The 12,639-nt window shown below is 46.4% G+C and carries 9 protein-coding genes; 4 read left to right on the forward strand and 5 right to left on the reverse strand.

The window, feature by feature from the left end:
- Positions 1–43 precede the first annotated feature (43 nt).
- On the reverse strand, positions 44–595 hold the full coding sequence (locus KN811_RS16270) for an RNA polymerase sigma factor (RefSeq protein WP_187963873.1): 552 nt from the start codon (positions 593–595) through the stop codon (positions 44–46).
- Between the two features lie 174 nt (positions 596–769).
- Here KN811_RS16270 and KN811_RS16275 point away from each other — a divergent pair, with 174 nt between their 5' ends.
- Together KN811_RS16275 and trxB are read left to right on the forward strand one after the other, a co-directional pair.
- Positions 770–1,831 (forward strand): WD40/YVTN/BNR-like repeat-containing protein, encoded by a 1,062-nt coding sequence (locus KN811_RS16275; RefSeq protein WP_187963874.1) that lies wholly within the window; start codon positions 770–772, stop codon positions 1,829–1,831.
- A 254-nt stretch (positions 1,832–2,085) separates the two neighbouring features.
- Complete coding sequence (gene trxB, locus KN811_RS16280) at positions 2,086–3,054, forward strand: thioredoxin-disulfide reductase (RefSeq protein ID WP_187963875.1); 969 nt, start codon at positions 2,086–2,088, stop codon at positions 3,052–3,054.
- A 165-nt stretch (positions 3,055–3,219) separates the two neighbouring features.
- On the opposite strand, the gene KN811_RS16285 is transcribed toward trxB, so the two are convergent.
- Positions 3,220–4,089 (reverse strand): 3-keto-disaccharide hydrolase, encoded by an 870-nt coding sequence (locus KN811_RS16285; protein WP_187963876.1) that lies wholly within the window; start codon positions 4,087–4,089, stop codon positions 3,220–3,222.
- A gap of 181 nt (positions 4,090–4,270) precedes the next feature.
- Between KN811_RS16285 and KN811_RS16290 the strand changes: the two genes are divergently transcribed.
- Both KN811_RS16290 and KN811_RS16295 read left to right on the forward strand, forming a co-directional pair.
- A complete protein-coding gene (locus KN811_RS16290) occupies positions 4,271–7,387 on the forward strand; it encodes a SusC/RagA family TonB-linked outer membrane protein (protein WP_187963877.1) in 3,117 nt (1,038 codons plus the stop codon).
- Positions 7,388–7,397: 10 nt separating this feature from the next.
- Positions 7,398–8,831 carry a SusD/RagB family nutrient-binding outer membrane lipoprotein gene (locus tag KN811_RS16295; RefSeq protein WP_187963878.1) on the forward strand — a complete coding sequence of 478 codons (1,434 nt, stop codon included), beginning with the start codon at positions 7,398–7,400 and terminating at the stop codon, positions 8,829–8,831.
- Here KN811_RS16295 and KN811_RS16300 read toward each other — a convergent pair.
- The 3 genes from KN811_RS16300 to KN811_RS16310 form a co-directional block, all read right to left on the reverse strand.
- Positions 8,828–9,874 carry an aminotransferase class I/II-fold pyridoxal phosphate-dependent enzyme gene (locus KN811_RS16300; protein ID WP_187963879.1) on the reverse strand — a complete coding sequence of 349 codons (1,047 nt, stop codon included), beginning with the start codon at positions 9,872–9,874 and terminating at the stop codon, positions 8,828–8,830. The two genes, KN811_RS16295 and KN811_RS16300, sit on opposite strands and share 4 nt — an antisense overlap.
- Positions 9,871–10,884 (reverse strand): dipeptide epimerase, encoded by a 1,014-nt coding sequence (locus KN811_RS16305; protein WP_187963982.1) that lies wholly within the window; start codon positions 10,882–10,884, stop codon positions 9,871–9,873. Before KN811_RS16305 ends, KN811_RS16300 begins: the two co-directional genes overlap by 4 nt.
- Positions 10,885–11,135: 251 nt before the next feature.
- Complete coding sequence (locus tag KN811_RS16310) at positions 11,136–12,596, reverse strand: TonB-dependent receptor (RefSeq protein ID WP_187963880.1); 1,461 nt, start codon at positions 12,594–12,596, stop codon at positions 11,136–11,138.
- Between the last annotated feature and the right edge of the window lie 43 nt (positions 12,597–12,639).

The raw sequence follows: 12,639 nt of genomic DNA on the forward strand, positions 1-12,639 counted from the left end.
CTTCTCAGTTTCTCACCCTAAAGGGATAAATCCGGACTATTTCCTAACACAGCAGGCTCAATACTAAGAGTATAATGTCCAGGCGGTATGTGGTAGAGGCCCTCAGCAATTGCAGGGCTTTGTGGATATGGTTTTCTACCGTACTTACCGAAATATTAAGTTGATGCGCTATTTCTTTGTTGCTCATATTGTTGTAGTAGCTCAGGGTAAAAACCTCCCGGCACCTGTCCGGTAATTTTTCCGCTACAACGGTGTTGACCTGTGCCAGTAACCTGTGCGTGTTTTTTTCTTCTTCCGGGGTTTCGCTATACGCCAGGGCAAGACCTGCTTTTTCCAGTTGAATTTTATCCAGGCGCCTGGCCCTTAATTTTTTGGCACATTGATATTTTACGGCCTTGTAGAGATATGCCTTATGGTTGGTAATGGAAGTAGTGCGGTAACGGTTCCACAGGTCTATAAAGATTTCCTGGACAATATCTTCCGCGGCATTGTTATCGCGCATTATATTCATTGCATAAGTGTAAAGCTCATGCCAATATCGGTTAAAAATCAGGTTAAAATCTTCAGGGCCGGTATGGTCTGTTTTCTTACACATAGATCTGAGGGGGAATTTCAGCAAAAGTAAAAATGGAATACATCGATCACATTAAATTAGGGTAAAGTTTATGCTACCATATTTTACCTGAAGATGTGATTATGCCCTATCAAACTTAAGCAAAGAAATTTATCTTTGCAACCAGTAGTCAGGTGTAACCTACATTTTCAAAATATGAACAGAGTATTTTTTTTAATAGTGATCCTCGTTTTACAGATCTCCTGTAAGCAGTCAGATAAATCTGAGCCCAGGAGAATAACCGGGGTTTCCATAACTCCCCTGATGGAAGACTCCATGAGTGTACGGGCGATAGAAATAACCCCGGCAGGTACCCTGTGGTTTGCCGATGACCGGGGGCGTTACGGTTATTTTCGCTATGGAAGCGACCATCCCGTTCTGGATTCCATAACCTATGATGCCATTGTTCCACATTTCCGCGCCATAGCTTCCAACGGCAGGGATATATTCCTGCTGGGAATAGGCAGCCCGGCCCTGTTGTTTAAAATAAATGAGGAAGACCCGCCTAAGCTGGTCTACCGGGAAGAACACAAAAAGGCTTTCTATGATGCCATGACCTTCTGGAATGAAAATGAAGGGATAGCCATGGGAGACCCTACGGGCGATTGCCTTTCCGTACTGATTACCCGGAATGGAGGGGATAGCTGGTCTAAAGTGCCCTGTAACAAGCTACCCCTGGTAAAAGAAGGGGAGGCGGCCTTTGCGGCGAGCAATACCAATATTGCCGTGAAGGGCAATAAGACCTGGATCGTTTCCGGCGGATTGCGGAGCAGGGTTTTCTATTCTCCGGACAAAGGGAATACCTGGGAGGTATACGACGCCCCCGTGGTACAGGGTGAACCTACCCTGGGCCTGTATTCCGTAGACTTTTGGGACAAAAACCACGGTATTGCCATAGGTGGCGACTATACCCGGCCCAGAGATAACACGGCCAACAAGGTCATAACCACAAACGGCGGAAAGACCTGGGAGCTGATAGCCGACAAGCAGCCGCCCGGCTATCGTTCGTGCGTACAGTACGTTCCCGGGACCGGGGGAAAAGAGGTGGTAGCAGTCGGTTTTGAAGGGATCTCATTTTCCGGCAACGGTGGCCGAAGCTGGAAACCGCTCTCAAAAGAAGGCTTTTATACCATTCGCTTTTTCAATGATTCCACAGCCTATGCCGCCGGGAAAGGAAGACTGGCAAAACTCGAGCTTACAAAGCAGAAAGTGAAATAGGGAGACGGGGTGAAGAGGTGACGAGGAGATAAGGAGATCGGGAGAAAAATAGGGATAATGCCCGGTGAGACATTGAGATCATTCGGTAATTGATTCATAATATAACCCAAAACCTGCAACCTGCAACCTACAACCTACAACCCGAAACCGGCATAACTCCCGGTGATAGCCCTATAACAACTTTTGATAACTTTTTATATTCAATTCCTATTAAATATCCTACTTTTGTTAAGCAAATTAAACAGGAGTTAATCATGTCAGATACTGTAGAAAGAATAAAATGTCTTATCATAGGGTCTGGGCCTGCTGGCTATACGGCGGCTATCTATGCTGCCCGGGCAGACCTGAAACCCGTAATGTATACAGGAATGGAGCCCGGAGGGCAGCTTACCACCACCACAGAGGTGGACAATTTTCCGGGATATCCCGAAGGTGTGGACGGCCCTACCATGATGGTCCAGTTGCAGCAACAGGCCGAGCGTTTTGGTACTGAGGTAAGAATAGGAATGGCCACTGCGGTGGAACTCAGCAGCGAAAGAGGAGGCATTCACAAGATAACCATAGATAATTCCAAACAGATAGAGGCCGAGGCCGTGATCGTTGCTACCGGGGCATCTGCCAAATACCTGGGGATCCCCAGTGAACAGCGTTTGCGCGGGGGTGGTGTTTCCGCCTGTGCTGTATGTGACGGCTTTTTCTACAAAGGTCAGGATGTGGCCATTGTTGGAGGAGGAGATACTGCGGCCGAAGAAGCAACTTACCTGGCAAATATCTGTTCAAAAGTGACCATGCTGGTGCGAAAAGGAGAAATGAGAGCTTCCAAAGCCATGCAACACCGCGTAGAAAATACACCGAACCTGGAAGTCAGGTATTTCAGTGAAGTGGATGAGGTAGTGGGTGACCAGGTGGTGGAAGGCCTCCGCATCGTGAATAACCAGACCGGGGAAAAAGAAGAAATAAAAATAACAGGATTGTTTATAGCCATAGGGCATAAACCTAATACCGATATATTTAAAGGTCAGCTGGACATGGACGAGACCGGGTATGTCATTACCGAGGGAAAATCTACCAAGACCAGCAAGCCGGGCGTTTTTGCCAGCGGAGATGTTCAGGATAAGGAATACAGGCAAGCCGTAACAGCAGCCGGAACCGGCTGTATGGCAGCCCTGGATGCCGAAAGATACCTGGCAACCGTAAAATCTCCCGAAGAAGTAGAAAGCTAATAGGGAAGTTAGAAGTTAGAGGTACGAGGTACGAAGTTGAATGATCTTCAATTTCGTACCTCTTCTTTTTAATGCCCGGAGGTTTGCTTTACCCGGTTCCCGAGCCCTTCGGCACTTCGACTTTGCTCAGTGCAGGCAGGCTCAGGATAAACTGAAGCCGAGGGACTATTTTCGTACTTCCCTCAGTATTTCTTTTAATTTCGCCCGATCGTTCATATAGGGTTCCAGGTCCAGCAGGTCTACTTTGCGGAACTCGATGGGGTGGCTTTCGCTCTGGAGGGAAATATAGCCGCCTTTGAGCAATTCCCCGTCTTTTTTGACTTCAGGATCAAAGTTGGAAACCGAACCATCGCCGATCTGTGGTTTGTAATAGGTGAGTACCGTGTCCCTTTCAACGATGTGATGTATAACAGAATCAGCCAGGACCAGCATATCCATGCGTACCCATTGCTCGCCGTGGTAAGTCTTGGAACTGGAGTTCAGGCAGTGTGGAGTATAGAGAGTGTCGCTGATAACCACATTGGTACCGGGAGTGCAGAGATTGCCCGTGGGACGGTCGTTGGTGCCATCACCTCCCAGGATCTGCGCCTCGATAGATATCGGGAAATCCTGGTCTTTGAGCATGCTTTCCGGTGATTGCCCGTGGAGCATGGCCCCGCTGTTGCGTAAGGCCCAGCCTTCACCTCCCGGAGCCTGGTCGCCCGTAAAGCGGTATTTCAGCCTCAGCAGATAGGCAGAGAAAGGCTTTTTGTAGAACATATGGCCGTATTGCTGGTCGAAATCCTCGTATCCGTCATAGCTCACTTTTATCAACCCGTCTTCCACCCGGAAAGTGTTGGCATAATTGTCTCCCAGGTCGTGTTTTGATATCTTTATTTTCCAGTCGTTCAGGTCCTTCCCGTTAAAGAGGTGTATCCATTCTAAGGATTTTTCCTCGGTTTTTACTGTTTCTTCAACAGTCGGTTTTTTCTCGGTCTTCGTTTGACAGGAAACGATCAGGGCCCCTAAACATAGGGTACATAGCAGTTGCTTCATGGTATTAATGGATTTTAAAATAAGTGATAAACTTACACAAAAAATCAATTCCTTTCAATATTTTAATGTTTATGTTCTTTAGATGTTAAAAAACATTTAGTATGTGTTACAATAAAGTTAAATAAATGTAATATTGTTATATTTGGGTTTCAACTGAATAATAACAAAACTTAACTAACACATGAAAAGACTGCTATTGGTCACGCTTATCGCGTGTACTTTTTTTTGTTTTACGGGCTATGCCCAGGTGACAGGAACCATTACGGACCCGGAGAATACTCCCCTTCCGGGGGTGAGCATTGTAATTATGGGTTCGACCACAGGAACCACTTCCGATTTTGACGGGAAATACAGTATCAACGCTTCTGAAGGCGATGTCCTACAATTTTCCTATGTGGGGATGACCACCGTTACCCGGACGGTAGGGGAATCAGATATCATTGATATAGTACTCGAAGAAGATGCCGAGGCATTGGATGAGGTCGTGGTTACGGCATTGGGAATAGAACGGGAGAAAAAGGCTTTGGGATATGCCTCCCAGCAATTGAATTCCGATCAGCTTTTGGAGGTTCCCGAAACCAATGTTGTAAGTGCTCTTAGCGGTAAGATCGCAGGAGCACAGATCTCTACCCAGGGAGGTGCGCCGGGACAGGGAGCGAGGATCGTTCTCAGAGGGGTTAATTCCCTGGATCCGAATGCAGAAAACCAACCTCTGTTTGTTATAGACGGGATCCCTGTCAGTAATGACTCTTATACCACAGGAGGAGGGGAGAGTCGGGGAATGACTAACAGGGCTGGAGACATCAATATGGAAGATGTGCAAAATATCTCTGTCCTGAAAGGAGGAGCGGCGACCGCATTATATGGAGTAAGGGGAGCCAATGGAGTGGTCATAATTACCACACGAAAAGGAAAAGCAGGAAGAACGGAGTTCAATATTTCCGCTTCCACTTCTTTTGATGAGGTCAATAAATTTCCGAAAACCCAGAAAACATATACCCAGGGCTGGAAAGGCGAATACGACCCCAATAGTTTTTGGCCCACCTGGGGACCGAGTGTTGAGGAGGCCAGAAAGATAGACCCGTCTCATCCGGACCTGTTCAATAATTATAAAAATGCTTATAAGAACGGGCATTCTACCAATATTAACTTCAGCGCTTCCGGTGGTACTGAGAAATCTACCTTTTATGCGGCACTTTCCAAATTCGATCAGGAAGGGGTAATTCCCTTTTCTGATTATGGGAAAATATCAGCAAAACTATCGGGGGACTTACAGCTTTCAGACAAAATAAAGATAACCGGATCTGCCAATTTTATCAATTCCGGAGGCGCACGGGTCAATATCGATAGGTTTAATACAAGATTGATTTACTGGGCTCCTCGTGTGGACGTAAATGATTATGAGTTTGAAAACGGAACGATGAAAGGGTATCAATTCGACGGAAAAGAAGGTAATAACTCTATTTACGGTGCTAAAACCAACAGGTTTGTGGACGACGTTAACCGCCTTATAGGTAACTTAGGCTTTAATTATACTCCTGTTGAGGGATTGGATATCAGTTACAGGTTTGGCATAGATTATTATAACGACAGCCGCAAAGCAACTGCTCCCGGCCCGAGAGAAGATGTTGAAGACGAGAATATTTTCGGGGATAATGAATTGGGGCATATAATAGAAACCAGAATTATTAGTGAAGACCTTACTTCTAACCTGATGGCTTCTTATATCAGAGACCTGGGAGAAGATTTTACCCTTACGGTACGGGCCGGATGGGATGTCTTTCAACGCAAATACGATCGCGTAACTACCTCGGGGGAAGAATTGGATGTGTGGAATTTATTTCACCTGAGTAATGCGGCAAATATCACCACTTCCCAATTCATTTCAAAGTTCAGGGTAGTGGGGCTCTACGGAGAAGTGGGAATTTCTTATAAGGACTTTCTTTATCTCACGGTTACCGACCGGAATGACTGGGCATCTACCCTGCCTGAAAAAAACAGGTCATTTAATTACCCCTCCGTAAGTGGAAGTTATGTCTTTACAGAGACCATGGATATGCCTCAATGGTTCAATTACGGTAAAGTAAGGGCTTCCTGGGCACAGATAGGTAAAGACCCGCAAATCGCATATCTGACTTCCGACGTATACCAGTCTGATGAAGACAATTTTCCTATTGAAAATGTGACAGGGTGGACACGCCCGGAAAACAAGGCAGATCCTGACTTGCTTTCTGAAAAAACCACGGAAATAGAATTCGGTACCGAACTTCGTTTTTTTGACAACAGGTTAAGTCTGGATGTATCCTGGTATCAATCCAATGCCAAGGATCAGATTATACGTATTCCGTTGCCTTTTTCCACAGGCTATAAGTTTTATTCCACCAATGCCGGGGAGATCGAAAATACGGGATGGGAGATTATGCTGAATGCCACTCCGGTACAGAGCGGGGATTTTTCATGGAACGTAGGGGTGAATTTTTCGAACAATAAAAACGAGATCGTGGCCTTGAAAGAGGGTATAGAAAGTGTTTTTCTGGACAGTGAATTCGGCTATGTGGGCAGTGATGCTTCACAGGTGCTTTATGCAGGGCATGCTTATGGAAATATCCTGGGTACCAGTTATGCAAGGTATTACGAAAACCCGGGAGACGAAGATCCGCTGGTGGTAGATAAAAACAGGCCCATACTTATAGGGGAAGACGGCTTCCCGGTGATCGACAGGGGGCAAAAAATAATAGGAAATTCCACACCCGACTGGATGATGAACATCAGGAACCAGGTGAACTACAAAAATTTTTCCCTGGCATTTAACTTTGATTTCAGGCAGGGGCTTGAAAAGTTCAACAACCTGGGAAATTTCCTCTCGGCCTTTGGCACGGCAGATTATACGACGAACAGGAACGAGACTATAGTTTTTGAGGGAGTGACCGCCGATGGCAGCCCGAACACCAAAGAAGTATATCTCGGTCAGGGTATCGGACCGGATGGTGAAGATTACGGGGATGGATTTTACAGGAATGTGCACAGGGCGGTCACCGAGAATTTCGTGGAAGATGCTTCCTGGGTAAGGTTAAAAGATGTGACCCTGACCTATAACTTCCCGAATGCGATTCTCGAAAAACTGAGTATAGCAAGGGCGAGCATATCCCTTTCCGGGACCAATCTCTGGCTCAGTACCGATTACAGTGGTTTTGACCCGGAAACTTCTGCCAGAATAGGAAATGCCGACGGTTTTGCCGGTATGGGATCTTTCCCGGGGCTTAGGTCTTATGCTGCTACACTGCGTTTAACCTTTTAATAAGAAAACTATGAAATTTAGATCGATATATATTTTACTGTTCATTTTGTCTTTATCCGTTATTGCATGTGATGACTATCTGGATATCAATGAAAATCCCAATGGGGCAGAAATCCCTCCGTTAAAGGGATTACTGGCTTATACCACCCATCAGACTGCTGTGAACACATACAGGTTAGGAACGACGACGTCTTACTATACCCAGTATTTGGCATCTCCGAACGAGGCAAGTGCTACGGATATACAGGAGAGAGTAAATACGGATAACTCATGGGAAAATATTTATGAAGTGATGTCCGATGCATACGATATAGAGGCACTTGCCACGGAATCCAACTCGCCACATTATGTTGGAGTTTCCAAGGTTTTAATGGCGGCAAACCTGGGAATGAGTATTGATGTTTGGGGTGGTGTTCCTTATTCGGAGGCTCTTGCCTTTGAAACACTGACCCCGGCCTATGACAATGATGAGGCATTGTATACAACGGTGATCTCCCTGCTGGATGAGGCTGTTTCAGAATTGGATAAAGCCAACGAGGGAACGGAACTCGATCCGGATAGTGATTTTATTCACGGAGGGGGTACAGAAGCATGGATAAAGACAGCCTATGCTTTAAAAGCAAGGTATCTCAATCATCTTTCCGGTACCGATAAATACGATCCGTCTGCCGTTTTAAATGCCCTGGATAACGCTTATGAAAGCAATGACGATGACGCACAGGTTACACAATTCCAAACCCGGAACCCCTGGGCCCAGGTTGCCCTAAGCAATGAACAACTCGTTTTGGGAGGGTGGCTCTCCGAACAGCTTATAGATGCTATGAACGGGACTACTTTTGATGTCTTTGACCCTCGTTTGCCATTGATCACGGAACCATTTCCCGTAGAGTCCGGAGGAGATACCATAACCATATACAGGGGTACGGTAAACGGCGCCGGGAGAATCGGGGACGGGACCATACAGGCCGAATGCTATTTAACTACCGGGGGATTCTATTCTTCGACCAATGCTCCGCTGATATTAATATCTTATTCGGAGTTAAAATTTATAGAAGCTGAGGTAAACCTTCACGAAGGGAATAGCGCAGCGGCCTACGATGCCTATTTGGCAGGTATCCGGGCCAACATGGAAAAAGTGGGAGTAGCAGCCGGAGACATTACGGCCTATACTTCCGATGCAACCGTAGCAGTGGGTACGGCAATAACCACAGATGATATTTTCAGAGAAAAATATATAGCCATGTTTCTGCATCCCGAATCGTGGGTCGACGCCAGGAGATTTGATTATGGCTATAAAGACTTTACCCTGCCCGAAAACCACAATTCACTGTTAAATGGCCAGTTCATCCGGCGGTTCGATTATCCCGATACCGAATACCTCAGGAACAGAAATAATGTTCCGGAAGTCGAATTACTGACCAGAATATGGTGGGACAATGACTAATTGATAAAATGACGAACGGCGCTGCACAATTTTGAAATATCCTCCCTCGTATGGTAAGCAGAGATCACAATACGCTGCACCAGGGAAGACCGGGCGTCGGGATACGGAAAAGCCGTAGTGATGATTCCCTTATCCAGCAAATAGCGGGTAAGGGATTCTTCTTTGTAGCTATATGCCGGATGGCCTTTTATACCGTTAAAAATATCCGTGCCGGAAATATATCGTTCGAAATCCTTCAGGTTGTCCTGAAGTTTTTTTCTTTGAATGTCATACACGGGCAATGCATCCCTGAACGTGGCCAGCATGGCAGGAGATGCAGGGCTTGCCCCTGCAAAAACCGGATTATCCCACAATCGGCGGATAACAGCCCCGGAAGAAAAAATGGCTCCGGCCTGTATGCCAAATCCCTTGCTCATAGAGCCGCATACGACCAATTCTTTAAACGGTATCTGTTCCAGTCTTTTGTAAACTCCTTCTCCTTTGTTTCCCATGATCCCCAGGCCATGTGAATCATCGGCGATAAATATGGTCTGCTCGGCAGGGAGCTGTTCATACCAATGGTTTTCATACAGGTTTTGTTCCGGGGTAACGGAATCGCAGAGCACAACAGGGGTTTTATCCGGATGTGACCCGGCAAAGTCCCGGACATCCTGTAAAAGTTGTCCATGTGTAGCATATGGCCTTCCACCGGGGTGTATTAATGCCGGATGAGTGCCCGGAGCGTGGAAAAAAGTATATTCTTCTTCAGAAAATGATTGCAGGGTCAGTTGTCCGGCCAGGAATCCCGAGGAAACCGACAGGGCGGCTTCACTGCCGATAAGCCCGGCCATAATGGTCTCGGCTTCTTCATAGATACTGAGGCGTACATTAGCTTTCCTGGAAGCAGCATAGCCCGTACCGTATTTAAGGATGTTGCTTATTAGAATATCGCAAAACCCGGGTAGCGTAGGAAGCCCCAGATAAGCCGTTCCCCCGAAATAGAGGTGGTTTTTTCCGTTGTTATTTACCGTGCGGCCGGGAAAAGAATCAGTAGAGTGTATCATGCGATGAGCGCTACTCCCGACCCGGGCTGTTTCGGGAAGATTACTTTTCCGTGATCTTCGATAATAACCCCGGTAGCAATATCCTTTTTGAGCAGCATGGCCCCGTCCATGTCCACATAATCCAGTTGGGGCAGTAGCTGTGCAATGGCAGAGATACCCACGGTAGATTCGGTCATACAGCCCACCATGACTTTCAGCCCCAGCGACCTTGCCTTTTCGATCATCCTGCGGGCAGGGGTGAGGCCACCACATTTGGTAAGTTTTATATTGATACCGTGAAAATGCCCCCTGCACTTTTCCACATCGCTTTCCACAATACAGCTTTCATCGGCAATAACGGGCAGGGCACTTTTGGCCAGGACCTTTTTCATGCCTTCCCAGTTGTCTGCTTTTAGGGGTTGCTCTATAAACTCTACGCCCAGTTCCTTGAGTTGATATGAATTTTCAATGGTCTCTTCCGGGGTCCATGCGCAGTTGGCATCCACGCGAAAGGTGGCGTCGGTGTGCTCTCTCAAAGTCTTTATAATGGCTACATCGTGATTGGTACCCAGTTTTATCTTGTAGAGGGGCCAGGGTTTTTCTTGCATCTTTTCCACCATCTTTTCTATGGTGGCAATACCTATGGTATAGTTGGTTATGGGATATTTTTCCGTGTTGTAGCCCCATACCCGGTGGAGCGGTTTGTTCTGGATCTTCCCGTAAAGGTCGTGCGCGGCCTGGTCCAGGGCGCAGATAGAAAAATTGGTCAGTCCCTGCCCGATGAGAAAATCGTGAAAAGCCTCCGGGGTGGTAAACTCCATTTCGGCGATACGGTTTTCAATAGTGCCGATCTCTTCTGCCATGGAAGCCGTGGAGATATTGTAGTAGGGGTTGGACGTAGCTTCGCCATATCCTGTCTTGCCATTGAGTGACAAACAGGCGACAAGCGTATCCTGGAAATCATGGGATTCCCTGGAAATACTGAAAGTATGCTTCAGTTCCAACTGGTATTTTTTGAGCTGTATTTTCATCATTTAAAGTTAGAGGTACGAAGTTAAAAGCTGGGGGAGGGGAAATGAAAAATCCGGGATGGAAATCCATGGTAAACGTATCATAAAATTATATTTTCAGGTTTGGTGACTTATAGTGATTGATAAATGTTTATTGTTATACGCCCAACCCATGAACCGGGTAAATAGGACCCTTTACATTTTCTTTATTTGCCCGGACAAAAATTAACCTCCGATTTCGTACCTTTAACTTCGTACTTCTAACTTCACACTTAGCTCTCTACTTCTTCCGTATTTTTATTGGCAACATAGCCAAACAGCTTTTTCTCCTTGATAAGGTCGGCCACACCTTCGGGGAGCATGTCTTCCCAGCCTTCCTTGCTATCGGCTATCATTTGCAGTACTTCCCTGGAATAAATGTCAAGCGTATTGCTGTCGAAATCGGTAATGTCGACCACTTTTCCGTTGAATTTAAAGAACTTGTAGAGTTCTTTCATCCTCGGGTGTACCTTGAGGTTGTCGCTGGTGATGATCTCTCCTGTTTTTGGGTCTTTCATAGGATAGAGATATACTCTCAGGTCCTTGAAGAAGAGTTTTCCGAAAGCCTCGAGTATGCCACCGCTCAGATGGCGATAGTATTTTTCGTCAAAAACGTCCACCAGGTTGTTTACACCCATGGAAAGTCCCATTCTGCATTTGGTATAGCGCGAGAAGTATTCCACGAGTTTGTAATATTCCTGGAAATTGGAGATCATTACGGTTTGTCCGAGGGAACAGAGGAGTTCTGCCCGGTCCATAAAATCCTGTTCATCGATTTCGCCTTCTGCACGGAGGTTGGACAGGGTGATCTCGAAGATCACTTCGGTCTTTTTGGGGTCGACCTTTCTCTCTTTCTTGAACATTTCAAAGGCCCGCTTGTACATGGTCATGTTCACTTTGGTCACCGGGCGGAAGCTACCGCGAAGCCCCAGGATGTTCTTTTTATAGAGCAGGGCTGCAGGAAGGATATTGTTACCGTCCGGGCCGAACATCACGGCTTCGGTCATTTCGTTTTTTAAGAGTTGCAGGCTCATCAGCCTGTTGTCCACGTGAAGGAATCTCGGCCCTGAAAAATTGACCATGTCTATTTCCAGGGTGTCCTTGTCAATGTTGTCGTAAAGGTATTTGAGCAGCTTTTTGGGCTTGTCGTGCTTGTAAAAAGCGCCGTAGATAAGGTTAACTCCCAAAATGCCGAGGGTTTCCTGCTGCAAACGCGCATCGGTCTGGTGAAACCTTATATGAAGGATGATCTCGTTGTAATTTTCCTTGGGATCGGCCTGGAAACGGATACCCACCCAGCCGTGGCCCTTGTATTTTTTGGTGAAGTCGATCGTCGCTACCGTGTTTGCATAGGTGAAAAAGAGTTTATTGGGGTGTTTTTTCCTGGAGATCCGTTCTTCGACCAACCGGGTTTCGTGATCGAGCATTTTCTTTAAGCGCGATTGGGTGACATACCTGCCGTCTTCTTCCAGTCCGTATATGGCATCGCTGAAATCTTTGTCATAAGCGCTCATCGCTTTTGCAATGGTTCCGGAAGAGGCGCCCGCCCGGAAAAAGTTACGAACGGTTTCCTGGCCTGCCCCTATTTCGGCGAAAGTTCCGTAAATGTCTTCGTTCAGGTTAATTCTTAACGTCTTAGCCTTGGTTGAAGGTACATTTTCTATTTGCTTGTCCCCCTTTAAAACAATTGTCATCTGCTGTGCGTTTTATTTGGAACAAAGTTAAAAATAATCGTTA

Source organism: Sinomicrobium weinanense (assembly GCF_018863395.1).
Lineage (GTDB): Bacteria > Bacteroidota > Bacteroidia > Flavobacteriales > Flavobacteriaceae > Sinomicrobium > Sinomicrobium weinanense.

What these genes read in the sequence shown, in the direction of transcription:
- KN811_RS16270 (WP_187963873.1), bottom strand. Translation starts at nt 595, where the DNA reads ATGTGTAAGAAAACAGACCATACCGGCCCTGAAGATTTTAACCTGATT.
- KN811_RS16275 (WP_187963874.1), top strand. Translation starts at nt 770, where the DNA reads ATGAACAGAGTATTTTTTTTAATAGTGATCCTCGTTTTACAGATCTCC.
- trxB (WP_187963875.1), top strand. Translation starts at nt 2,086, where the DNA reads ATGTCAGATACTGTAGAAAGAATAAAATGTCTTATCATAGGGTCTGGG.
- KN811_RS16285 (WP_187963876.1), bottom strand. Translation starts at nt 4,089, where the DNA reads ATGAAGCAACTGCTATGTACCCTATGTTTAGGGGCCCTGATCGTTTCC.
- KN811_RS16290 (WP_187963877.1), top strand. Translation starts at nt 4,271, where the DNA reads ATGAAAAGACTGCTATTGGTCACGCTTATCGCGTGTACTTTTTTTTGT.
- KN811_RS16295 (WP_187963878.1), top strand. Translation starts at nt 7,398, where the DNA reads ATGAAATTTAGATCGATATATATTTTACTGTTCATTTTGTCTTTATCC.
- KN811_RS16300 (WP_187963879.1), bottom strand. Translation starts at nt 9,874, where the DNA reads ATGATACACTCTACTGATTCTTTTCCCGGCCGCACGGTAAATAACAAC.
- KN811_RS16305 (WP_187963982.1), bottom strand. Translation starts at nt 10,884, where the DNA reads ATGAAAATACAGCTCAAAAAATACCAGTTGGAACTGAAGCATACTTTC.
- KN811_RS16310 (WP_187963880.1), bottom strand. Translation starts at nt 12,596, where the DNA reads ATGACAATTGTTTTAAAGGGGGACAAGCAAATAGAAAATGTACCTTCA.